The following is a 23196-nucleotide window of genomic DNA, read 5'->3' as shown; positions in this document are numbered from 1 at the left end:
GCTGTACCCTCGGCGACTCCGATCAAGTAGTCAAATTTGAGGAATGCGGCATCCCGTGCAGAGGATCCCTGCGGCAACACCCTCCGAGATCTCCGAACTGGCCCGCTGCTGCGCCGTCTTCACACCGGGCGATCCGGCCCGCACGGGCACGGTCGCCTTCTGGCGCGCCGACGGTTCCGCACCGCCGCCGGTCGCGGTCGGCGCCGTCGAGCAGCTGACGGTCGCCCTGCCGGGTGACGACGGTGTCGGCCTGGTCGAGCTGTCCGCCGTCGTGCTGCCGGTGCGTGAGGCGCTGCCCGTACTCACGCGTGCGCGTGCCGACGCGCACAGCAGCCCCGAGACCGCGTTCTGGGGCGCGGCTGCCCTGCTGGCGCTGCAGTTCGTGGCGCGCGGGCTGCTGCTGCCCGGTCTCTCCGCGAGTGATCACGACGCCTGGCGGGTGGGCCCGCTGTCCGCGCCGGACGTCGACCGGGTCGCACGGCTGGCCGCGTCCATGCCCCCGCGGGCCCACGCGGTTCCCCTGGACGACGCGGCGCCGCCGAGGCTGCCCGTTCCCGAGCGCCTTCTGCGCGCCTTCCTGGACGCGGTGGCCGACACGCTCCCCCGCTCTCCCGCCGCCGCGCTCGTCACGGGAGGCCCCGCGTACGCGGATCGCGCGCCCCGGCGGCTGCCCGAGCAGCGCGCGTGGGCCGCCGAGCTGGCGGCGGACCAGGACACCGGGGTGCGGCTCGCCCTGCGGATCGAGGCGGTCGGCCTCGGCGACCCGGCGCGGCCTGATGCGTCACCCGTGTTTCGGGCCGTCCTCCAGGTGCACGCCGTCGGCGATCAGGCGCCGGTGCGGGACGCACGCGAGGTCTGGTCCGGGGCCACGAACGACTCGGCACGCGCGCGGACGGAAGCGCTGCTGGCGCTGCGCCGGGCGGTCCGCGCCTGGCCCGCGCTCACTCCGCTGCTCGCCGCGGCCGTTCCGGACGCCCTCGACCTCGCCGACGACGAGGTCGTCGACCTGCTCGGTTCGGGCGCCCGCGCGCTCGCGGCGGCCGGGGTCGAGGTCCACTGGCCCGAAGGGCTGGCGCGGAAGCTGACCACGCGCGCGGTGATCGGCCCGCCGGACGACGGACCACGAGGCGCGGGTGCGTCGTCGCGCGTGCCGTCGTTCCTGTCCGCCGACGCGCTGCTCGCCTTCGACTGGCGGTTCGCACTGGGCGACCAGCCGCTCACGCGCGCGGAGTTGGACCGGCTGGCCGAGGCGGAGCGCCCCGTGGTGCGGCTGCGCGACCGGTGGGTCCTCGTCGATCCGGAGGACGTCCGGCGGGCCAGGTCGCGGCAGGACGGCAAGGTGACGCCCCTGGACGCGCTCGGTGCCGCTCTGACGGGCTCCGCCGAGGTCGACGGCCACCGGGTCGACGTGCAGCCCACGGGCTGGCTGGCGGCCCTGCGGGAGCGGTTGGCGGCCCCTGAGGCGCAGCGGCCGGTGGCGCAGCCCGCCGCGCTCGCCGCTCCCCTGCGCGACTACCAGCGGCGCGGCCTGAACTGGCTGGCCGGCATGACCTCGCTGGGCCTCGGCTGCTGCCTCGCCGACGACATGGGCCTGGGCAAGACGATCACGCTGATCGCGCTGCACCTGCACCGCCAGTCCGACGACTCGACGGCCGGACCCACGCTCGTGGTGTGTCCGACGTCCTTGCTGGGCAACTGGCAGCGCGAGATCGAGAAGTTCGCGCCGGGCACGCGCGTACGCCGCTTCCACGGAGCCGGACGCGCGCTGGACGACCTCTCCGACGGCGAGTTCGTGCTCACGACGTACGGGACGATGCGGCTCGACACCGCGCGGCTCGCGGCGGTGGCGTGGGGCATGGTCGTCGCGGACGAGGCGCAGCACGTGAAGAACCCGCACTCGGCGACCGCGCGCGGGCTGCGCTCCATCGGTGCCCGCGCGCGCGTGGCGCTCACCGGGACGCCTGTGGAGAACAATCTGTCGGAGCTGTGGGCGATCCTGGACTGGACGACCCCCGGACTGCTGGGGCGCCTGGGGACGTTCCGGGCCCGTTACGCGCACGCCGTCGAAGGCGGCCATGACCCGGCCGCGGCCGAGCGCCTCTCCCGGCTGGTGGCGCCGTTCCTGCTGCGTCGGCGGAAGTCCGACCCGGGAATCGCCCCGGAGCTGCCCCCGAAGACCGAGACGGACCGCGCGGTGGCGCTGACGGCCGAACAGGCGGCGCTGTATGAGGCGGTGGTGCGCGAGACGCTCGCGGAGATCTCCGCAGCGGACTCCATGGCCAGGCGCGGGCTGGTCGTGAAGCTGCTGACCGGTCTGAAGCAGATCTGCAACCACCCGGCGCAGTACCTCAAGGAGGAGGAGCCCAGGATCGCGGGACGCTCCGGGAAGCTGGAACTCCTCGACGAGCTGCTCGGCACGATCCTCTCCGAGGGGGCGGGCGTCCTGGTGTTCACCCAGTACGTGCGCATGGCGCGGCTCCTCGAACGGCACCTGGCGGCACGGGGCGTGCCCACCCGACTGCTGCACGGCGGCACGCCCGTGGCCGCGCGCGAGTCCATGGTGCGGCGCTTCCAGGACGGCGAGATCCCGGTGTTCCTGCTGTCCCTGAAGGCGGCGGGCACCGGCCTGAACCTGACCCGCGCCGAGCACGTCGTGCACTACGACCGCTGGTGGAACCCGGCGGTCGAGGCACAGGCGACCGACCGCGCGCACCGGATCGGTCAGACCCGGCCGGTGCAGGTGCACCGGCTGATCGCCGAGGGGACCGTGGAGGACCGTATCGCCGCTCTGCTCGATCGCAAGCGGGCGCTGGCCGACGCGGTGCTCGGGGCGGGCGAGAGCGCGCTGACGGAGCTGACGGACGCCGAGCTGGCCGACCTGGTCGAGCTGCGAGGGGGAGCATGATGATCGACGACGGTGACCTGGAGCGCACGTTCGCGGCGCTGCCTCCCTCGCCGGGCCGCGGTTTCGCGCGCACCTGGTGGGGTCTGGCCTGGTTGAAGGCCCTGGAGGACTCGGCGCTCGACTCACGTCAGTTGAAGGCGGGACGGAAGCACGCGCGCGCGGGGGCCGTCGGCGCCGTCTCGGTGCGTCCCGGACGCATCACGGCGGTGGTCAGGGACGGCGACGGCGACACGCACCGGGCCGACGTCCTGCTGGCGGAGCTGTCCGGCAGCCAGTGGGACCGGTTCCTGGCCATGTCGGCGGAGCGGGCGGGACATGTCGCCGCGCTGCTGGACCACGACATGCCTCCGCATCTGGTGGAGGACGCGGAGTCGGCGGGCGTCGGACTGCTGCCCGGCATGGGCGATCTGGAGCCCCGGTGCGACTGTGGCGCGTGGGACCACTGCGCGCACACGGCGGCCCTGTGCTACCAGATGGCACGCCTTCTGGACGAGGACCCCTTCGCCCTGCTGCTGATGCGCGGGCGGGGCGAACGCGCCCTTCTGGAGGGCCTGCGGACGCTCGGCGCGACCGGCGATCCCGTGGAGACCGGGGCGACGGGGGTCGACGCCGTCGAGATCTACGCGACGGCCGCCGTGCTGCCGCCGCTGCCCCCGCCGCCGGAACGGCCGTCGGCACCCGGGAGCCCGCCGTACTTCGAGACCGGGACACCACCGGCGCCCGGCGTCGATCCCGCGCGCGTACGCGAGTTGGCCGCGCTGACCGCGTTCGAGGCCGACCGTCTGCTCGCCGAGGCGCTCCGGGGCTACGAGGGGCCGTCGCCGCGCGAGGAGTTGACGGTCGCGCGGGACGCGGTGCGGCTGGCCGCCGGGGTCTCGGACCCGGCCCTGCTGGAGCGGCTCGCCGAGGGCTCCGGGCTCGGCCGTCAGGGGCTGGCGGACGGGGTGCTCGCCTGGCGGCAGGGCGGTGCCGACGCGCTCGACGTGTGGGACGGGACGTGGACCGTCCCCGGTGCGTCGATGGCACGCGCGCGTGCGGCGCTGGAGGCCGCCTGGGAGCCGGACGAGCGGCCGTCGCTGCGGGCCGAGGCGAACCGCTGGACGGTCGTCGGGGGCGGGGCGCAACTGCGGCTGGGGCGGGACGGGCGCTGGTGGCCCTACCGGAACGAGCAGGGCCGCTGGGTGCCTGCGGGCGGACCCGCGCGGGACCCGGCGACCGCCCTCAGCGCCTGCGCCGCGCCCGACGGCGAGGAGGCCTAGGGGCCGGCTGAGGGCCGCGCGGGACCGCTCGGGGTGTCGGTGGCGACGGAGCGCGCCCGGCCCGACGACGGTCGTCGCCGGGCCGGGACGCGCGCGTGGACGCGGGTGTCGGGACGCGCGGACGGTCAGCCGCGGGCCACCAGCAGGTGGTCCATGGCCAGTTGGTCGAGACGCTCGAAGGCCATCCCGCGCGCGGCTGCGCCCTCGACGTCGAACTCCTCGAAGGAGGTGCGGTCCGCGAGCAGGGCCTGGAGGCCGTCCTCGGCGGTCGGCTGGGCGAGCTGGTCGAGGCGCGAGGCGCGCAGGGCCTCCTGCACCTCGGGGTCGGCGCGGAAGGTGGCCGCGCGCTCCTTGAGGATGAGGTAGTTGCGCATGCAGCCCGCGGCCGACGCCCACACACCGTCGAGGTCCTCGGTCCGCGGCGGCTTGAAGTCGAAGTGGCGCGGACCCTCGTACCCGGCCGTCTCCAGGAGGTCGACGAGCCAGAAGGCGGCCCGCAGGTCACCGGCGCCGAAGCGCAGGTCCTGGTCGTACTTGATGCCGGACTGACCGTTCAGGTCGATGTGGAACAGCTTGCCCGCCCAGAGGGCCTGCGCGATGCCGTGCGGGAAGTTGAGCCCGGCCATCTGCTCGTGGCCGACCTCCGGGTTGACGCCGTACAGCTCGGGGCGCTCCAGGCGCTCGATGAACGCGAGCGCGTGGCCGACGGTGGGCAGCAGGATGTCGCCGCGCGGCTCGTTCGGCTTGGGCTCGATCGCGAAGCGGATGTCGTAGCCCTGCGAGGTGACGTACTCACCGAGGAGGTCGAACGCCTCCTTCATGCGGTCGAGCGCGGCCCGCACGTCCTTGGCGCCGCCCGACTCGGAGCCCTCGCGGCCGCCCCACGCGACGTAGGTCTCGGCGCCCAGCTCGACGGCGAGGTCGATGTTGCGGATCGTCTTGCGCAGCGCGTAGCGGCGCACGTCACGGTCGTTGGCGGTGAACGCGCCGTCCTTGAAGACGGGGTGCGTGAAGAGGTTGGTGGTCGCCATCGGCACCTTCATGCCGGTCGCGTCGAGGGCCTGGCGGAAGCGCTTGATGTGCGACTCGCGCTCGGTGTCGGAGGCCCCGAAGGGGATCAGGTCGTCGTCGTGGAAGGTCACGCCGTGCGCGCCCAGTTCGGAGAGGCGCTGCACCGACTCGGCCGGGTCGAGAGCGCGCCGGGTGGCGTCGCCGAACGGGTCCCTTCCCTGCCAGCCGACGGTCCACAGGCCGAAGGTGAACCTGTCCTCGGGGGTGGGCTGGTAGCTCATGCCGCGGCTCCTCGCTCGCTTGCGACTATTTCGTCATGGCGGTTTACAAATTAGTATGCCGATGCACCTCTGGGAAGGGACAAGATGTCCCCGAAGGAGTGAGGTCCCGGCCCGCATGGCCGGAGCACCCTCGAAACAGCAGGTCAGAGCCTTAGAGCCGCAGAGCCGCGGAAAAGGGAGAGCCCGATGTCAGCAGCCGAGGGTCCGCTCGTCGTCGGTGTGGACACATCCACCCAGTCCACCAAGGCGCTCGTCGTCGACGTGGCCACGGGGCAGGTCGTCGCGAGCGGTCAGGCGCCGCACACCGTCACGACCGGAGCGGGGCGCGAGAGCGACCCGCGTCAGTGGTGGGACGCCCTCGGCGAGGCGCTGCGCCAGTGCGGCGACGCGGCACGGGAAGCGGCCGCGGTGTCCATCGGCGGTCAGCAGCACGGCCTGGTGACGCTGGACGGGCACGGCGAGCCGGTGCGTCCCGCCCTTCTGTGGAACGACGTGCGCTCGGCACCGCAGGCCCGCCGTCTCATCGACGAACTCGGCGGCCCCAAGGGCTGGGTGGAGCGCACCGGCAGCGTCCCCGGAGCGTCGTTCACGGTCACGAAGTGGGCCTGGCTCGCGGAGCACGAGCCGGACGCGGTGCGCGCCACCAAGGCGGTACGGCTGCCGCACGACTACCTCACCGAGCGGCTGACCGGCCAGGGCACCACCGATCGCGGTGACGCCTCCGGCACCGGCTGGTGGGCGGCCGCCGAGGAGTCGTACGACGCGGAGACCCTCGCGCACGTGGGTCTCGATCCCGCGCTGCTGCCGCGTGTGGTGCGGCCCGGTGAGGTCGCGGGCACCGTGCGCGACAGTCACGACCTGCCGTTCTCCAAGGGCACGTTGGTCGCGCCCGGCACCGGCGACAACGCCGCGGCGGCGCTCGGTCTCGGCCTGCGCCCCGGGGTGCCGGTGCTCAGCCTCGGCACGTCGGGCACGGCGTACGCCGTCTCCACCCGGCGGCCCGCCGACCCGACCGGCACGGTGGCGGGCTTCGCCGACGCGCAGGGCGACTGGCTGCCCCTGGCGTGCACGCTGAACTGCACGCTCGCCGTCGACCGTGTCGCGGCCCTGCTGAACCTGGACCGCGAGGCCGTGGAGCCCGCCTCCAGGGTGACGCTGCTGCCCTACCTCGACGGCGAACGCACCCCGAACCTGCCCAACGCCTCGGGACTGCTGCACGGGCTGCGCCACGACACGACGGGCGGCCAGCTCCTCCAGGCCGCCTACGACGGCGCCGTCCACGCGCTGCTGGGCGCGCTCGACCTGGTCCTGGACGAGGACGCCGACCGCTCGGTCCCGCTCCTGCTGATCGGCGGCGGCGCGCGCGGCTCCGCCTGGCAGCAGACCGTCCGGCGGCTCTCGGGCCGTCCCGTGCGGATCCCCGAGGCGAAGGAACTGGTCGCCCTGGGCGCGGCGGCGCAGGCGGCGGGGCTGCTGACCGGCGAGGACCCGGCCGCGGTCGCCCGGCGCTGGAACACCGCGGCCGGCCCGGTCCTGGACCCGGTCGAGCGGGACGACGCGGCGCTCGCCAGGATCTCCGGGGTACTCTCCGACGCGGCCCCGCTGCTGGAGCGGGGCGACGACGGCCGTTGAGGGCGCAGGCATGACCGCACCGCCGCACGAGGCGCACCCGGCCGGGCCGGGCCGGGCGCTGCCCGACACGCAGCAGGGCATGCGCCGCCGCAACCTGTCCCGGGTGATGCACGCCGTGAGCGCGGGCGGGCCGCTGTCCCGGGCCGCCGTCGCCTCCCGGATCGGCCTGACCCGAGCGGCCGTGTCGAGCCTCGTCGACGAACTCATCCGCTCCGGACTGCTCCAGGAGCTGGGCCCTGAGCGGCCGGGGCGGGTCGGACGCCCCGGATCCGCGCTCGCCGTCAGCGGTCAGGGCCCGGCCGGGATCGGCGCGGAGATCGGCGTCGACCACCTCGCGGTGTGCGCGGTGGACCTGCGCGGCGAGGTACGCGCGCGAAGCGTGCGGCACGGCGCGAACCGGGGACGCCAGGTCGCGCCCGTGCTCGCCGAACTCACCGCGCTGGTACGCCGTGTCGTGCGGGAGACGGAGCGGGCGGGACTGTGGCCCGCCGGGCTCGCCGTCGCGGTGCCGGGGCTGGTCGCCCGGGACGCCCGGACCGTCGTGCGCGCGCCCAACCTCGACTGGCGGGACACGGATCTCGGCGCGCTGCTGCCGAGCGGGTTCCCGCTGACGGTCGACAACGAGGCCAACTTCGGCGCCCTCGCCGAACTGTGGCTCGGCGAGGAGACACCACCCGACTTCCTGCACGTGTCGGCGGAGATCGGCATCGGCGCGGCGGTCGTGGTCGACGGCGGGCTGCTGCGCGGGACCAGGGGGTTCGCGGGCGAACTGGGCCATGTCCCGGTCCGTCCGGAGGGGCCCGCCTGCCCGTGCGGCGGACGCGGATGTCTGGAGCAGTACGCCGGTGAGGAAGCGGTGCTGCGGGCGGCCGGTCTGGAGCCGGGCGAGGACCGGGTCGGCCTGCTCGCGGACCGCGCCGCCGAAGGCGACGAGGACGTACGGCGGGCTCTGCGCGACGCGGGCACGGCGCTGGGCATCGCGCTGACCGGCGCGGTGAACCTGCTGGACCCGCAGGGCGTGGTCCTGGGCGGCGCGCTCTCGGGTCTCGCGCCCTGGCTGCTCCCGGCGCTGGAGCAGGAGCTTGACCGGCGTACGGCGGGCCCGGCCTGCCCGGTGACGGTCTCCCGGTTCGGCCCGGAAGGTCCGCTGCTCGGCGCCGCGCACTCGGTGGTGCGCGCGGTCCTCGACGACCCGGCGACGGTGGGCGAACGCGCCTGAGCCCCGCTCGGTCTCCCCTGTGTGCGGAGTCGATTCACCCGCGCGAGTGAGCGCGTTGTCCACAATCGGGCCCCTGTCCACGGAACCCCGTCACGCCCTTCTGCCGGACCCCCGAGCGCCGTACCGTGAATCACGCGGGGCATTCCTGACGGGCCGACAGCACAGTTCGGCACGGGGTGCGTTGAGGGGGACCCATGACTGCGGAGACGGAACGGGAGCCGACGGCACGGCGGACGAACACCTGCCGGTCGACCCCTGCGGCACCGTTCACCGCGACACCCTCTCCCCTCCTCTCGCGAAGATCCGCGAAGAGTGCCCGCCGCCGGGCGACACTCACCGCGGGGCCACCAGCGTGGCCACGACGGACTCCCTGCTCACCGCGGGATCTCCCGCGCGGTCACGACGCACTCCCGGCTCCGCGGGGTCACCCGCCCGGCCACGACGGACGCCCGGCACGGTGCCCACGCGGCGACGGCGGACGTACGGCACAGCGCCCCGCGGCGGCGGACACGCGGCGTGGCACGCGGGCGGCGGTGCCGGGCTCCCGTCGCGGCGCACGCCTGACGGCGGCGGACACGTCGCCGGCGGCCCCGGAACCGAACGGCTCCCCCACCCGGAAGGCGGCATCCCATGGACAGACCGAGGCCAGGACTCAACCGGCGACGATTCCTGCGGGGCACCGCCCTCGCCGCCGTGCCGTACGCGCTGCTCCCCGACGCGCGGGCGGGAGCGACCGCGCAGGCCGTCGACTACCCCCTCGCCGAGTGGCAGCCGGCGAACAGCGGCAACTACACCGTCTCCAACCGCCCGACCACGTATCCGCTCGACTACGTCGTCATCCACGTCACCCAGGAAACCTACCCGAACACCCTGTCCATCTTCCAGAACCCGGCGAAGAAGGTCTCCGCCCACTACGTGGTCCGCTCGGCCGACGGACACGTGGCGCAGTGCGTGCGCGAGGCGAACATCGCCTGGCACGCGGGGAACTGGGACTACAACACGCGCAGCATCGGCATCGAGCACGAAGGGTGGGTGGACCAGCCGGCCTACTTCACGAACACTCTGTACGAGCAGTCGGCCAGACTCACGGCGGCCGTCTGCGACACCTACCGCATCCCGAAGGACCGGGCTCACATCATCGGGCACTACGAGGTACCCGGCACCGACCACACCGACCCCGGCCCGAACTGGGACTGGACGCGCTACATCAGACTCGTCAACTTCGCCTGAAATTGCCCTTCACGGAATTCGTTCGGGTGACCCCGGTCGAAAAGGTTGTCCGCGCCGGTACCCGGAGTGACGATGTCCCCAGCCGCATCGTTCTCCGGGGAGGCCGAATTGACCGATCCGTGGGTCGCCCTGGAACCGGGGGCCGACCCCGCCGAACACGCGCGGGTGCTGCGGCGGGCGCACGAGACGTTCACCGCGGTCGGGACCGTGCCCCGCCCGGTGCGCTCCGTGGTGGCCGAGTCCTGGCGACGCTCCGCGCGGGCGGGCGTCGGGCCCGACGGCACGGCGGACGTGGACCTCGTCGACGGTGAACTGGGCGCCTACCGCGCAGAGCACCCCCTCGCCAGGGTGATGCCGGTCGTCCGCGAGCTGCTCGGCACGTTCGCGTCCGACGGCGAGCACCTGCTCGCGGTGTGTGACGCGAACGGCAGGCTCCTGTGGGTCGAGGGGCACCCCACGACCAGACGGCGGGCCCAGCGGATGAACTTCGTGCCCGGGGCCCGGTGGGCGGAGACGGCCATGGGCACCAACGCGCCCGGAACGGCCATCGCCCTGAACCGCCCGGTGCAGGTCTTCGCCGCCGAGCACTTCATACGCCAGGTCCAGCCGTGGACCTGCGCCGCGGCCCCGGTCCACGACCCACGGACCGGGCGGGTGCTCGGCGCCATAGACATCACCGGGGGGAACGGACTGGCACACCCGCACAGTCTGGGATTCGTGCAGGCCGTGGCGCGGGCCGCCGAGTCGCACCTGGCACTGCTCGCACCGCCCGTGCAGTCCGCCACGGGGGCACCGGAGCTGTCGGTGCTCGGCCGTGACGAGGCACTGCTGCTCGCCCACGGACGCAAGATCAGGCTGAGCCGTCGCCACAGCGAGATCCTCGTCCTGCTCGCGCGGCACCCGGAGGGCCTGACCGGCGACGAGCTGCTGTGCGCGCTGTACGAGGACGAGTCGGTGACGCCCGTGACGCTGCGGGCCGAGCTGGCCCGGTTGCGCCGAGTGCTGGGCCCGGGGCTGCTGGAATCGCGCCCTTACCGGTTGACGACACCGGTCGAGTGCGATGTGGCCGTCGTGGAGCGGAGGTTGGAGAGCGGCGCGGTGACGTCGGCAGCGGCGGCGTACCCGGGCCCGCTGCTCCCGACCTCGCAGGCCCCGGCGGTGGTACGGCTCAGACAGCGCCTGGCCGACGGTCTGCGGACGGCACTGATCACCGGCGGCGACCCGGACCTGCTCGCCGCCTGGGCACACGCGCCGTGGGGCGAGGACGACATCGGCGTGTGGCGCGCGCTGGCGGCGGCCCGCCCGACAGCGGCGGTCCGCGCCCGGCTGACGGCCCTGGAGTCGGAACTGTCGGCACCGAGGGGCTGGGAAGGGTGCGGGCCGTAGCCGCGGGGTGATGGCGGCCCAGAGGACTGGCGGCCTTGCGGTCTTGCGACCTAACGGACGGGCGCATCGGCGGACCAGCGGGCTTGCGGGCTAACCAACTGACGGACTTACGGTCCTTGCGGACTGGCCGACCGGCGCACTTGCGGTCTTGCGGTTTTGCGGGAACAGCCGACCGACGGACTGACGGTCTTGGGGGGTGTCCGTCCGGCGGACGAGCGGCTGTGCGGATTGGCGGACAAGCGGGCCGTACGGACCAGTCGAACTGCGGAGCAGCAGCCGTGCCGCCCGGCGGACCAGCAAGTCGTGCGGACCGGTGGCAACGTAGTTGCAACGTTCGGATGGCTAGCGTCGCGGCGAACGCTACCCAACGACGGGCAGCGCATCTGAAGGAGGCAGACCGGCATGACTCGTTACGCGGCGCCCGGCACCGAGGACTCGATCGTCTCCTACCAGGCGCGCTACGACCACTTCATCGGGGGCGAGTACGTGCCTCCGGCGCGGGGGCAGTACTTCGAGAACCCGTCGCCGGTGAACGGGCAGCCGTTCACCGAGGTCGCGCGCGGCACGGCCGAGGACGTGGAGCGGGCGCTCGACGCGGCACACGCTGCGGCGCCGGGCTGGGGCCGTACGTCGGTGACGGAGCGGTCCGGCATCCTGCTGAAGATCGCGGACCGGATGGAGGCCAACCTCGAGAAGCTCGCCGTCGCGGAGAGCTGGGAGAACGGCAAGCCGGTGCGCGAGACCCTGGCCGCCGACATCCCCCTCGCGATCGACCACTTCCGGTACTTCGCCGGGGCGATTCGCGCGCAGGAGGGGTCGCTCGGCGAGGTGGACGACGACACGGTCGCCTACCACTTCCACGAGCCGCTGGGCGTCGTCGCGCAGATCATCCCGTGGAACTTCCCGATCCTGATGGCGACCTGGAAACTCGCTCCGGCCCTCGCAGCGGGCAACTCGGTCGTCATCAAGCCCGCCGAGCAGACACCGGCGTCGATCCACTACTGGATGAGCCTGATCGCGGACCTGCTGCCGCCGGGTGTGGTCAACATAGTCAACGGGTTCGGGGCGGAGGCGGGCAAGCCGCTGGCGTCCAGCGCGCGGGTGGCGAAGGTGGCGTTCACCGGCGAGACTACGACGGGGCGGCTGATCATGCAGTACGCCTCGGAGAACATCAAGCCGGTGACGTTGGAACTGGGCGGTAAGTCGCCGAACATCTTCTTCGACGACGTGTGGGCGCAGGACGACGACTTCCGCGACAAGGCCCTCGAAGGCTTCACGATGTTCGCGCTCAACCAGGGTGAGGTGTGCACGTGCCCGTCGCGGGCGCTGGTGCAGCGTGGCGCCTACGCCGAGTTCATGGAGGCGGCCGTCGCCCGCACCGAGTTGATCAAGCCGGGGCATCCGCTGGACACGGACACGATGATCGGCGCGCAGGCGTCCAACGACCAGTTGGAGAAGATCCTCTCCTACCTGGACATCGGCAAGCAGGAGGGCGCCAAGGTCCTCACGGGCGGCGAACGGATCGAGCACGAGGGTGAGCTGAAGGGCGGGTACTACGTCCAGCCGACCATCTTCGAGGGCGACAACCGGATGCGGATCTTCCAGGAGGAGATCTTCGGGCCGGTCGTCTCGGTGACGTCCTTCGACGACTTCGACGACGCGATCAAGCTCGCCAACGACACGCTGTACGGTCTCGGCGCGGGGGTGTGGACCCGGGACATGAACACGGCGTACCGGGCGGGCCGTTCGATCCAGGCGGGTCGCGTCTGGACGAACTGCTACCACGCGTACCCGGCGCACGCGGCGTTCGGAGGGTACAAGCAGTCGGGGATCGGGCGGGAGAACCACAAGATGATGCTGGAGCACTACCAGCAGACGAAGAATCTTCTGGTGTCGTACTCGCCTAAGAAGCTGGGCTTCTTCTAGACGCCAAGAAGGGCGCCTGAACAGGTATTTCACCTGCCAGGCGCCCTTCCCGGCGTGCATCCGAGCCGCAGGGTGAGGTACAAATTAAATCCCGATATGTCCCACTGCGACCTACCGCCATGTACCAGGCGGGGACCATCCCCGCGGTGCGGGGAGCAGGCGGTGCCCGCGGCCTGCGGCTTGCTCACGCCGGGGCCATCCCCGCGGGTTCGGGGAGCAGCGCCCTGGTCGTCGGTCTCGGTCTGGACGGCGGGGGCCATCCCCGCGGGTGCGGGGAGCAGTACGGCCGCCCTCAAGAGACCGCGGCGAGGACGGGGCCATCCCCGCGGGTGCGGGGAGCAGCAAGTCGGCTTCACCTGGCACCGGCGCCAACAGGGGCCATCCCCGCGGGTGCGGGGAGCAGCACTTCGCGCTGGCCCCCCGCGGATGCGGCGAGGGGCCATCCCCGCGGGTGCGGGGAGCAGGGACGGCGGGATCAGCCTGTACGCGCCCCTCGAGGGCCATCCCCGCGGGTGCGGGGAGCAGACTCCGTGACCAGCGGGTTTACCGGTGCAGCGGCCTTGTTTCTGCCACTTGCAGAGATTCCGACAAAAGGGACACACATCGCTTCCCGGACGGCTCCCTCCGACGGGCAGCGCGCCGTCACAGCTGGTGACGGACCCCGGCCTCCTGCTGCGCCTCAGTGAGCTGTGCGCGCAGATCACCCTCGATCGACTCGCGGGCCTTCCCGCGGCGGAAGAGCGGCAGCACGGTGCGCTGCTTGCCGTCCTCGACCAGAAGAGCGAGACCGCCGTAGAGCGCGAAGGCTCCGATGCCGAGACCGGTCCAGCCCGCGGCGATCTGGAACGCGTTCCCGAGACCTGCCTCGTAGAGGCCCGTGAGGGCGAAACGCACCGCGGTGAGGCTGAGCAGGACAGCGAACAGGGGCTTGGACTGAGCGGCCGCCCCGGCGAGCGCAAGCACGAAGGGCACGAGCGCCAGAAGGAACACCGCCTGGATGACCAACGGTTCATCGGGCGGGGATCTCAAGGACGTGACGCTGGTTCCCGCCCAGGCGGCACCGAGCAGCAGCAGCGCCGTGCCGGATCCGGCGTCGCGGGCCAGGAAGGCGAAGGTCCCGCCGACGAACTGGAGCGGCACGACGAAGATGAGGACGAGCAGAAGCAGAACGCTGCTCTGCCCGGTCGGCACCCAGCCGAGTTGGAGGGAGGAAAGGAGCGTACTGCCCATGCCCAGGGCGAAGAAGCCCAGAGGGAGCGGGCTGGCGATCGGGCGCAGCACGATGCGCGTCACGTTCTCGGTCTTCAGCGGTTCTGCGGGGACGTCCGGGCCGGATTGCTGTGGCATCGGGCAAGCCTACGAGGTCGGGGGCCGGGCTGACGGACGCGGTACTCGCGGCGGCGCCGCCGCGGGCCCATCGCCGCCGAAACCGGCGGAGCCGGCCGCACTCAGGACCGAGTAGGCGTCATCCTGCGGTACCTGACCGGACGACTTGTTGCTCGGCGAGGGGAGATCGGGACCCGGTGACGGCGACTGACCGCCGACCATCAGGCCTTCCTCGCCCTGACTCATCTGCGGTGCGGTGACACCTACGCCCAGCCCGCCGGCGGGCTCGGGATCGGCACTGCGACGGCATACCGCTACACAAGCGAAGCCTTAGACGCCATGTTGCGCCTTGTGAGCGCTGGGCTTAGCCAGACTTGGGCAGAGCGTTGAACACCTTGGCCGTCTTGTGAACCCCAGCACCCTTGATGCCGGGTGACGGGAAAAGCTCAGCCAAGGCCTTCAAGAAACAAAAGCCCCGTCACCGAGCCAGGACCAGTACGCATCCTCAGCCGGGCGCAGTCGCGCAGCGGGCCCGCGCAGGACTGGCCCGACTTGCGATAGCCGTCCTCGAGCGCGACCAGTTCCTCGCCGCCGACGGCCCATACATCGACGAGGACGAGTAAGCAGGCTATGGCTTTCTCCGGGCGGACATTGAGGTGGATGCCGTCGGCCCATCCAGACACATAGCTGGCCCCTGCAGTACATGACCGCGGCGTGGTCAGCCCACCACCGCTGGGTCAGCCGCATGACCGTGGCCGGAGACAGGCCAGCCGAACTGCCCGGGAATTGCTCCAGCACGAGCAGAGGCACGAAAGCAGGGATGGGATCTCGTGACGACACCGGCGACCAAGATCTGGACCATACGCGGGCCAGCCTCCGTCCAACCTTCCATCTGGCTGCCGTTCGTGCTGGTCAGCGACTTACGCGGCCTGTACCACCAGCAGACGAAGAACCTGCTCGTCTCGTACTCGCCGAAGAAGCTGGGCTTCTTCTAGAGCTTCAGGGGAAGGGCGCCTGAACCGGGGAATCTCCCGTCAGGCGCCCTTGCCGTCCGCTGTCCGAGCGCGACATTCGGTCTGCGTGGCGCAGTGAGCGTTCGGAGTGGCCGCCCCTTTCGGCAGGCAGGCAGTAGTCAGTCAGGTGGGCAGCGCGGCCTGCCCGGCTGTAATCGAGTTGCCGCCCTCACCGCCGCGCGTGCAAGGTCTGGATCATGCTCGAAGTGCGGGTCCTTGCGGCTGACGACTGGCTCCTCTGGCGGGAGTTGCGGCTGGCCGCGCTCGCCGAGGCGCCCTCCGCGTTCGGCTCGACGCTGGCGCAGTGGCGGGGCTCCGGCGATCGGGAGGACCGTTGGCGGGCCCGTCTTTTGATTCACGGCGCGTGCGATCTCGTCGCGTTCCTCGACGACCTTCCGGTGGGCATGGCCAGTGGAGTCCCGGGCGAGGCGGCGCAGACCCTTGAGCTGATCTCGATGTGGGTCGACCCCACGGCCCGCGGCAAGGGCGTGGGCGATTGCCTGATCCGAGCGGTCGAGCGGTGGGCGGTGGAACGCGGCGCCACGACGCTGCGGTTGTCTGTCATGCCGGACAACCACAAGGCAATCTCCCTCTATGCGCGGCACGGCTTCACGTACCGAGGCGAGACCGGCGCTCCTCTGCCCGGTGGCATCGGCGAGGATCGCGTCATGGTGAAGAAGCTGGCCTCTGTCTGATCTCCGCATCCGGTTACGCCGCGTCCAGGTCAACGCCCGTCGCATCGCATTCTGTCCGTCGCCGTCACCAACGCCCTCGCCCTCGCCCTCGCCCGAAATGCTGCGCGCAGCTGAGGACTTGGCGTCCGTCGACTGGTCGGGCAGTCTCCGACCCGGGGCGACACGGCAGCGCGGCGTTCTGGTGGCTACCCTCCGGGGCCGTCGTCACGGTGTGACGGGTGCGCACGGGAGTCGTGAGAAGTCTCCGGATGATTCTGGAGAGTCAGCCGTGGGAACTGAAGGATCCGGGGGGGCTTTCTCGGCGCCCGCGAACCGGTCGGACGCCGCTCCATGCGATGGGAGACCGATCAACGATGCTCACTCCGGTGCGGAGCAGAATACGCACGGCCGTGCTCGCGCTCTCGGCCTGCACGGCCCTCACGTTGGGTGCGGCCGGAACGACCGGCGCGGCAGCGGCGCCCGCTCCCGCTGCCACCGTCGCGAAACAGGGTCCCACCTCGGTGGCGTACGTCGAGGTGAACAACAACAGCATGCTGAACGTCGGCAAGTACACCCTCGCCAACGGAGGTGGAAACGTCTTCGACGTCGCCGTGATCTTCGCGGCGAACATCAACTACGACACGAGCACGAAGGCAGCGACGCTGTACTTCAACGAGAACGTGCAACGCGTCCTCGACAACGCCGCGACTCAGATACGGCCGTTGCAGCAGAAGGGCATCAAGGTCGTCCTCTCGGTGCTCGGCAACCACCAGGGTGCGGGGTTCGCCAACTTTCCGTCCCAGCAGGCGGCTTCGACGTTCGCGAAGCAACTCTCCGACACCGTCACCAAGTACGGTCTGGACGGCATCGACTTCGACGACGAGTACGCCGAGTACGGCAACAACGGCACCGGCCAGCCCAACGCCAGCTCGTTCGTGTACCTGGTCTCGGCACTGCGCTCCAACATGCCGAACAAGATCATCAGCCTCTACAACATCGGGCCCGCCGCATCGCGCCTCTCCTACGGTGGCGTCGACGTCTCGTCCAAGTTCGACTACGCCTGGAACCCGTACTACGGCAGCTGGCAGGTCCCCGGAATCGCCCTGCCCAAGGCGAAGTTGTCGCCGGCGGCCGTCGAGATCGGCAGGACCTCGCAGAGCACGGTGACCAGCCTGGCCCGACGCACGGTCAGCGAGGGGTACGGCGTCTTTCTGACGTACAACCTCGACGCCGCGAATCGCAGCGCCGATGTCTCCGCGTTCACCAGGGAGTTGTACGGCAGCGACGCCACCTACACGCCGTAGTCCCCGCACGCCGTAGTCCGGGCATGCTTCCCGGCGTCCGGTACCCCCTCGGCACCTGCCGCGTCTCGTAGGGCCGGGTCGACCGCGCTTCCGACAACGTTGTCGGAAGCGCGGTCGTCTTGTACGCGGCACCCAGCGGTTGCGGATGACGCCGGACTCCGTCATGTCCCCCGGAACGTGCGGCCTCAGCCCGCAGCTTCGAGGCGTCGACCAGCAGTCTCGTCGATGCCAGCGTCTTGGTCAGTGTCAGGACTCTCGTCGGTAGGCGAGGCCGCGTCTGCCAGCCGGTTGTGGCGGTCGATCTCCGGCATGTGCTTCTCGGCCCAGATCCGCAGGGCGGAGAGCGGGACTTCGAGGGAGAGGCCCAGCTCGGTGAGCCGGTAGTGCACGGCGGGCGGGACGGTCGGCTCCACGCGGCGCTCGACCAGACCGTCGCGGACCAGGCTGTGCAGCGTGACGGAGAGCATCTTCTGCGAGATGCCCGGGACCCGGCGCCGCAGCTCCGCGAAACGCAGCTCGTCCGGGGCCTCCCCGGCCAGCACCTTGACCGTCATCGACGTCCACTTGGTACCGATGCGGGAGAGCAACTGGCGGGTCGGGCAGCGCGGGTCGAGCAGGTCGCCGCGCTCTCCTGGGCGCCGGTCATCTGCGCCGGGGCTCGACGTGGTCACCTGGGGCTCACCACCTGAGGGGAAAGTGCCGTCTTGGGCAGACCACAGTAGTTCCCTAACGTGACCTGGTCACTCTTTCTCACCGACCCTCTGGAGTCCTGCCATGCCCGAGCTGCGCCGCGTCACCGTCAACGGTGTCGAACTGAACGTCGCCCTCGCCGGATCGGGCCCGGCCGTCCTGCTGCTGCACGGCTTCCCGCACACCTGGGAGGTGTGGACGGACGTCATGGCCGATCTGTGCGACCGTCACCGCGTCATCGCCCCTGACCTGCGCGGGTTCGGCGCGAGCGGCCGGGCCGACTCCGGGTACGACGCGGGCACCCTGGCCGAGGACGCCGCTTCGCTCCTCGCCGCGCTCGGCGTGTCCTCGGCCTCGGTGGTGGGCATCGACGTCGGCACCGCGCCCGCCTTCCTCCTCGCCCTGCGCCGCCCTGATCTCGTCCGGCGCCTGGTCGTCATGGAGGCGGTCCTGGGCGGGCTGCCGGGGGCCGAGGACTTCCTCGCCGACGGGCCGCCCTGGTGGTTCGGCTTCCATTCCGCCCAACCGGGCCTCGCCGAGACCGTGTTGGAAGGCCACGAAGCCGAATACATCGACTGGTTCCTGAACTCCGGCACGCTCGGCGACGGTGTGCGCCCCGCCCTGCGGGACGCGTTCGTCCGCGCCTACACCGGGCGCCAAGCGCTGGGCCGCGCGTTCTCCTCCTACCGGGCCCTGCCCGAGAGCGCCGCACAACTCACGCGGGCGGTCGCCACCGCTCGTCTGACGGTGCCGACGATGGCGCTGGGCGCACATCCCATCGGGGGCACGCTGGAGCGTCAACTCCGCCCGGTGGCCGACGATCTCACCGGGCACGTCATCGAGGACTGCGGCCACATCATCCCCTTGCACCGGCCGCAGGCCCTGCTCGCCCTGCTGCGTCCGTTCCTGGCCGGTGAGGACGCGGAGGAGGGGAGGGCGGAGCAGGGCTGACGTGGAGAGCGTGGCGGGGACGGTGGCCGCCCCCGCCACGCTCTCCCCGCTACCGCCCCCGCGCCGCCGTCCCCGCTACCGCCCCCGTCGACCAGCCGTCCGACGCCGGTCGACGCACCGCCGCCGCGACCGCTCAGGTCAGTCCGCCGCGAACGCTCATGTCAGGCCGCTGGGGCCGACGTTCGGCCCGAGAGCCCAGGATGAGAGGCCGCCGGGGCCGACGTTCGGTCCAGTCGCCGGGCCGTCAGGACGACGAGGTCACCGTTCGACCGAAGTGGCGGGCGAAGAAGCGGACCGCGCTGTCGGGCTCGAACCTCGGCAGATCCTTGTGCCTGCCCGAATTGGCGTGCAGCGTCTTCTCCTTCGAGGCGAAGGCGGCGAACAGCGCGAGAGCCGCCTCCCGCGGAATGTGCTCGTCGTCCCACTGCGTGGCGAACTCGACCCGGATCGTGATCTGCCGTGCCTTCTCGACCAGGGCATCGGGCCAGTGCTGGCCGAAGACCGCGGCCGGTCGGGGCGTGGGCAGTTGGCGCCGCTGCGGTCGAAAACCCCTGCGCGATCGGTGACATGGGAAGTCTAGGATCCGATCATCGAAAAAAGGGGGGTTCCACAGGTGGGGAACGTAAGAAGACCGCTGGCCGGGGCAACCGCTGCCGCGCTGGCCGCGCTGGTGATGACGGGGTGTGGGCAGAGGCCGCACTACGCGAGCGACGGCACGCCTCTGCCCGCGGCCTACAAGGAGGTCGGTCAACTGCCGGAGAGACTGGCCGCGGACGGCACCACCATCGTGGTGGGCGACCCGGCGGCGCCAACCACGGTCCGGCTGTACGAGGACCCGCGCTGCCCGATCGTCGAGGAGTTCGAGGCGACCGGCGCACCCGCCCTGCACGGCATGACACTGCGCCGTGAGACCAGGACCGAGTACGTCCTCGCGTCCTTCCGGGACGACCGGGTGGGCGGCGACGGATCCAAGCGTGCGGTCAACGCGCTCCGTGCGGCGCTGGAGGCGGGCAAGTTCACCGAATACCGCGCCGTGGTGTTCGCGCACATGCGGGAGAACGAACACGCCGGTGGCTTCTCCACCGAGGACCTGCTGAACCTCGCCATTCAGGTACCGGGGCTGCGGAGCGCGACCTTCGATTCCGCCGTGTCGACGATGAAGTACGCGGACTTCGTCACGGCGTCGCAGCAGCGGTACGAACGGGCGGGCGGCGACGACCCGCTCGGCCCCGGCACTCCCGCGGTCGCCGTCAACGGCACGTGGATCCAGGGCGCCCAGCGCGACCTGATCTTCGGCAGGACGTCGTTCGGCCGCCTGCTGAGCCAGGTCAACTCCTAGGCCCTGGCGCGCTGGTGGCGGTCGGGACGTACGCGGGGCGCGGTCGGCTCGCGTCGCTGTCCCCCCGGGTGGGCGCGAACCAGGAATCGTGTCCGCCACGTCAACTCAGCTCGCCGGGCGCGATCTCAAGAGGACGCCTCCACCGCACGCGCCACCAAGTCCCCGAAGTTGTCGTGCTCTTCGAGATCTCCGCCCTCGCCCGGCCACCACTCGTACGCGATCCACTCGCCGTCCTCTGCGACGCGGCCGGAGTCCAGCAGCCAGTGGCCGCCGCTGCCGCCGTCGTCGTTCGTGATCAGCAGGGACCGTTCGAGGGTCCCGGTGACGTCCGGGAACCCCGCGGACTCCCAGGCTTCCAGGAGTCCGGGGTCCAGGTCGGGGAACCAGCCGATCTCCTCGGCCCCGAGCAGATCGAGACGGCCGATGGTGGTCCAGCCGTTGCTGGTCAGCAGGAAGTTACGGTACGCCGGTGGCAGCCTGACGCCGAGCCGCGCTTCCGCGGCCAGCACCGCCTGCTCGCTCGCCGGTTCGCGGCCGGGCCGACGAGTCTCCCGCTGCGTCTGGCTCAGCGGGTGCTTCGCTCTGCCGTCCGACCCGGCCTCGCGGAGACGGTCCTCGTCCGGGAACGCCGAGCCGCAGTCACTGAGGAACGCGCGCCACTCGGTGACGGTCGACGGCCCCGGCTCGGGGCGTGGCGCGGTCTCGTCACCCTCGCTCTCCTTCCTCGGCCCGGCGCCGGAAGCGGACATCGGCTCGGCACGCCGCTGCCGCGCCAAGTCCCGCGCGCTGTACGACTCCGTGACCGTGGGCAGGCCCTCCGGAAGGGGGCCCATCCGCACGGCCGGTGGTTCCTTCGCGACCCGCCGCCCCGGTACGCGACGGGATCGTGGCCCGCGGGGTGACGGTAGCCGGTGAAACCGCTGCTCTGGGCGAGGAAGCGGACGGCTTGGAGTCGCAGGTGCGGATCGCCGTTGCTCGCGTGGATGTCGAAGCGGTAGCGGTCGTAGGCGCGGGGTTCGACGTAAATCCGATAGGGCCGGGACTCGTGCCGGTCGTCGAACGACTCGCCCCCGCGGGAGTCCAGCACGCGCCACAGTCTCCCGTCCGTCGAGCCGTGCACCACCCAGGACCTGGGATCGCGGTCGGGTGCGTCGCCGGACGACGTGAGGACGTACTGGTCGATGACGACAGGTCGCGGGAACCGGAATTCCAGAGATGCCTCGTTCCGCGGCGCGAACCATGTGCTGTGCGTTCCGTCGACGAGGTTGGCGGCCACCTCGTCCGCGGCCCGGTGCTCGGCACTGGCCCACACGGTGGTCACCATGTCGGTGACGTCCGCGTTGCCGGAGGGGCTCGGTGAACGCAGGGCCACCGAGGCGGCGTTGCCCGCCCGGTCACGCCAGGCCGCCCGGCGCAGGGGCAGTTCGGTCCCGTCGTCGATCAGCAGTCGCAGCCGGTCGGCCGGACGCCACCCGGCGGTGCCCTCGGTCTCCGTGTCGAACTCGTGCCCGCCGGCCCGCTCGACGTCGAGGGGATCGCTCGCGCGGTCCTGGAGTTCGCCCCGTATCTCCCTCACGTCCCCGGCGGCGGTGACGTGGTGGCCGGAGCAACTCGCCAGATCGCGCGACAGGGCGAGGGAGGACTGGGCGCCGTCCACCGTGCCCCAGGAGACCGCCTGCGGGGCCGCGTTGCCGCCGTCGTCCACGTACAGCAGGAGTCGGTGGCCCGGCTCCCACTCCTCGGCGTTCCCGGCGCGCAGCCAGGTCCGGAACGTGAACGCGGAAACCTCGTCCGGCATCGGCTGACTCCCCCTCGCTGATCACGCCGACGCGAAGATCACAGCGACGCACGGCGTGGCCAAGGGTAGGCCCCTGCGGGGCAGTTCGCGGTCGGACCTTCAAGGGACCTCGTACAGAGGGCCTTTCAGGACGCGGTTCAACGGCCCTCCGGACGCGGTTCGACGGCCTTTCAGCACACGGTTCAAAGGTCTTTCAGCACGCGGTCGAGCGCCGCACGGCCCGCGGGTCCCCAGTGCGGCTTGCCGCCGGGGAGGCCGCGGTCGCCGTTCTGTCCCATGAGCATCAGGAACAGGCTCTTCATCGCGGCCAGCCCGCGGGCGCGCCGGATCGTGGCCTCGTCCGCGTGCGCGTACGTGTCGAAGAACCGCGTGGCCGTGCCCTCGGGCAGCAGCACCCACGCGGCGGCGAGGTCCCACGCGGGATCCCCGGCGAACAGGTCGCCGAAGTCGACGACGCCGGAGAGCGTCCCGTCCGCGACCACGACGTTCGCGGGGTGGAGGTCGCCGTGCACCCACACCCTCGGCCCGTCCCACGCGGGGGCCGCGGCGGCGTCGTCCCAGACGTCCCGTACCTCGGCGGTGATGCCGTCGGGGGCGACGGCCCGGAGGAAGGTCTCGAAGCCCTCCGTGCAGTCCTTCGGATGGCGGCCGCGGTCCGTGGAGCCGGGCGCTGTCGCGGGCGCCTCCTCGTGGAGTGCCCGGAGGAAGCCCGCCAGGGTGTCGGCCGCGTGGGCGCCGCGGCTGATCGCGCAGAGGTCGAGGGGCTCGCCGGGGACCCACGTCATCACGGTCCAGTGCCTGGGGAAGCGCGCGGACGGTTCGCCGGACCGCACCGGGGTCGGCACCGGGAGCGGCAGGCGCGGGGCCAGCACGGGGAGCCAGCGCCGTTCCTTGAGCTGGTGTTCCGGGGTGGGGTCCATGCGCTGCATGCGCACGGCCAGCTCGTCCCCGAGGCGCCACATCTGGTTGCCCCAGCCTCCCGGCACGTCCCGGACCGCCAGTCCTGCGAGGTCCGGGTGCTGCTCGCGGAGCAGCTCGCGGACCAGGCCCGGGGTGATCTCGATCTCAGTGTCGGTGCCGGTGTCGGTCATGCGACGTCACGGTACCGAGGCGGCGGACGCGGCGGGCTCCCGCTCCCGGGGCGTTCCGGCACGGTCCCCCGGGCGCGCGGGCGGCGGGGTCGGGTGCCGGGCCCTTCATGGCGCCGGGCGGCCCCGCTTCCCGCCCCGGGAATACAGGAGTGGGGACGGGG

Annotated in this window: 18 protein-coding genes, 2 pseudogenes and 1 CRISPR repeat array; of the genes and pseudogenes, 12 read left to right on the top strand and 8 right to left on the bottom strand. The window is 72.0% G+C overall.

Annotated features, from left to right (window positions below; translation table 11 throughout):
- Positions 1-55 precede the first annotated feature (55 nt).
- Together GA0115242_RS20810 and GA0115242_RS20805 are read left to right on the top strand one after the other, a co-directional pair.
- Positions 56-2905, top strand: coding sequence for a DEAD/DEAH box helicase (locus GA0115242_RS20810; RefSeq protein WP_093830662.1), 2850 nt, complete (start codon positions 56-58; stop codon positions 2903-2905).
- A complete protein-coding gene (locus GA0115242_RS20805; RefSeq protein ID WP_093830660.1) occupies positions 2902-4164 on the top strand; it encodes an SWIM zinc finger family protein in 1263 nt (420 codons plus the stop codon). Before GA0115242_RS20810 ends, GA0115242_RS20805 begins: the two co-directional genes overlap by 4 nt.
- A 125-nt stretch (positions 4165-4289) precedes the next feature.
- On the opposite strand, the gene xylA is transcribed toward GA0115242_RS20805, so the two are convergent.
- Entirely contained in the window at positions 4290-5456 is a 1167-nt protein-coding gene (xylA, locus tag GA0115242_RS20800) for a xylose isomerase (RefSeq protein ID WP_093830658.1), read from the bottom strand.
- Positions 5457-5642: 186 nt separating this feature from the next.
- On the opposite strand from xylA, the gene xylB reads away from it, so the two are divergent.
- The 5 genes from xylB (at position 5643) to adh (ending at position 12849) form a co-directional block, all read left to right on the top strand.
- The gene (gene xylB / locus GA0115242_RS20795) at positions 5643-7088 is read left to right on the top strand and encodes a xylulokinase (RefSeq protein ID WP_093830656.1); all 1446 of its coding nucleotides are present in this window, start codon (positions 5643-5645) and stop codon (positions 7086-7088) included.
- Between the two features lie 10 nt (positions 7089-7098).
- The gene (locus GA0115242_RS20790; RefSeq protein ID WP_093830654.1) at positions 7099-8307 is read left to right on the top strand and encodes an ROK family transcriptional regulator; all 1209 of its coding nucleotides are present in this window, start codon (positions 7099-7101) and stop codon (positions 8305-8307) included.
- A gap of 630 nt (positions 8308-8937) precedes the next feature.
- A complete protein-coding gene (locus GA0115242_RS20785; RefSeq protein WP_093830652.1) occupies positions 8938-9537 on the top strand; it encodes an N-acetylmuramoyl-L-alanine amidase in 600 nt (199 codons plus the stop codon).
- Positions 9538-9609: 72 nt separating this feature from the next.
- Positions 9610-10923 (top strand): GAF domain-containing protein, encoded by a 1314-nt coding sequence (locus GA0115242_RS20780; RefSeq protein ID WP_093830650.1) that lies wholly within the window; start codon positions 9610-9612, stop codon positions 10921-10923.
- Positions 10924-11325: 402 nt separating this feature from the next.
- On the top strand, positions 11326-12849 hold the full coding sequence (gene adh, locus GA0115242_RS20775; RefSeq protein ID WP_093830648.1) for an aldehyde dehydrogenase: 1524 nt from the start codon (positions 11326-11328) through the stop codon (positions 12847-12849).
- Between the two features lie 130 nt (positions 12850-12979).
- Positions 12980-13374: direct repeats of the CRISPR family, unit length 29 nt; unit sequence GGGGCCATCCCCGCGGGTGCGGGGAGCAG.
- Positions 13375-13491: 117 nt separating this feature from the next.
- Here the strand turns inward: adh and GA0115242_RS20770 are convergent.
- On the bottom strand, positions 13492-14196 hold the full coding sequence (locus tag GA0115242_RS20770; RefSeq protein ID WP_093830646.1) for a GPR1/FUN34/YaaH family transporter: 705 nt from the start codon (positions 14194-14196) through the stop codon (positions 13492-13494).
- A 186-nt stretch (positions 14197-14382) separates the two neighbouring features.
- On the opposite strand from GA0115242_RS20770, the gene GA0115242_RS20765 reads away from it, so the two are divergent.
- Complete coding sequence (locus GA0115242_RS20765; RefSeq protein WP_093830731.1) at positions 14383-14565, top strand: transposase family protein; 183 nt, start codon at positions 14383-14385, stop codon at positions 14563-14565.
- 56 nt (positions 14566-14621) lie between these two features.
- On the opposite strand, the gene GA0115242_RS40355 is transcribed toward GA0115242_RS20765, so the two are convergent.
- Positions 14622-14858 (bottom strand): hypothetical protein, encoded by a 237-nt coding sequence (locus GA0115242_RS40355; RefSeq protein ID WP_141721688.1) that lies wholly within the window; start codon positions 14856-14858, stop codon positions 14622-14624.
- Positions 14859-15385: 527 nt separating this feature from the next.
- Here GA0115242_RS40355 and GA0115242_RS20760 point away from each other — a divergent pair.
- Together GA0115242_RS20760 and GA0115242_RS20755 are read left to right on the top strand one after the other, a co-directional pair.
- Positions 15386-15883: a GNAT family N-acetyltransferase gene (locus tag GA0115242_RS20760; protein WP_093830644.1), complete on the top strand. Its 498-nt coding sequence runs from the start codon at positions 15386-15388 to the stop codon at positions 15881-15883.
- A gap of 353 nt (positions 15884-16236) precedes the next feature.
- The gene (locus GA0115242_RS20755) at positions 16237-17166 is read left to right on the top strand and encodes an endo-beta-N-acetylglucosaminidase H (RefSeq protein WP_093830642.1); all 930 of its coding nucleotides are present in this window, start codon (positions 16237-16239) and stop codon (positions 17164-17166) included.
- Positions 17167-17441: 275 nt separating this feature from the next.
- Here GA0115242_RS20755 and GA0115242_RS20750 read toward each other — a convergent pair.
- Positions 17442-17837: pseudogene (locus GA0115242_RS20750) on the bottom strand (winged helix-turn-helix transcriptional regulator); the annotation flags it as partial.
- 103 nt (positions 17838-17940) lie between these two features.
- Between GA0115242_RS20750 and GA0115242_RS20745 the strand changes: the two are divergent.
- Positions 17941-18807, top strand: a complete 867-nt coding sequence (locus tag GA0115242_RS20745) for an alpha/beta fold hydrolase (RefSeq protein ID WP_093830638.1) — start codon at positions 17941-17943, stop codon at positions 18805-18807.
- Positions 18808-19051: 244 nt separating this feature from the next.
- On the opposite strand, the pseudogene GA0115242_RS41770 reads toward GA0115242_RS20745, so the two are convergent.
- Positions 19052-19315, bottom strand: a pseudogene (locus tag GA0115242_RS41770) (alpha/beta hydrolase); the annotation flags it as partial.
- A gap of 105 nt (positions 19316-19420) precedes the next feature.
- On the opposite strand from GA0115242_RS41770, the gene GA0115242_RS20735 reads away from it, so the two are divergent.
- Positions 19421-20146 (top strand): DsbA family protein, encoded by a 726-nt coding sequence (locus tag GA0115242_RS20735; protein WP_256089481.1) that lies wholly within the window; start codon positions 19421-19423, stop codon positions 20144-20146.
- Positions 20147-20271: 125 nt separating this feature from the next.
- Here GA0115242_RS20735 and GA0115242_RS20730 read toward each other — a convergent pair whose 3' ends face one another.
- The 3 genes from GA0115242_RS20730 to GA0115242_RS20720 form a co-directional block, all read right to left on the bottom strand.
- Positions 20272-20715 carry an SMI1/KNR4 family protein gene (locus GA0115242_RS20730; RefSeq protein WP_256089488.1) on the bottom strand — a complete coding sequence of 148 codons (444 nt, stop codon included), beginning with the start codon at positions 20713-20715 and terminating at the stop codon, positions 20272-20274.
- Positions 20712-21944, bottom strand: a complete 1233-nt coding sequence (locus GA0115242_RS41765; RefSeq protein WP_237549184.1) for a hypothetical protein — start codon at positions 21942-21944, stop codon at positions 20712-20714. The genes GA0115242_RS20730 and GA0115242_RS41765 overlap by 4 nt, the downstream gene beginning before the upstream one ends.
- A 182-nt stretch (positions 21945-22126) precedes the next feature.
- Positions 22127-23035, bottom strand: a complete 909-nt coding sequence (locus GA0115242_RS20720; RefSeq protein WP_093830632.1) for an aminoglycoside phosphotransferase family protein — start codon at positions 23033-23035, stop codon at positions 22127-22129.
- Positions 23036-23196 lie beyond the last annotated feature (161 nt).

The organism is Streptomyces sp. SolWspMP-5a-2 (genome assembly GCF_900091845.1).
In the GTDB taxonomy this organism is placed as follows: domain Bacteria; phylum Actinomycetota; class Actinomycetes; order Streptomycetales; family Streptomycetaceae; genus Streptomyces; species Streptomyces doudnae.
Note: the sequence above shows the minus strand (reverse complement) of the source record. Positions and strands in the feature narration are given on the sequence as shown.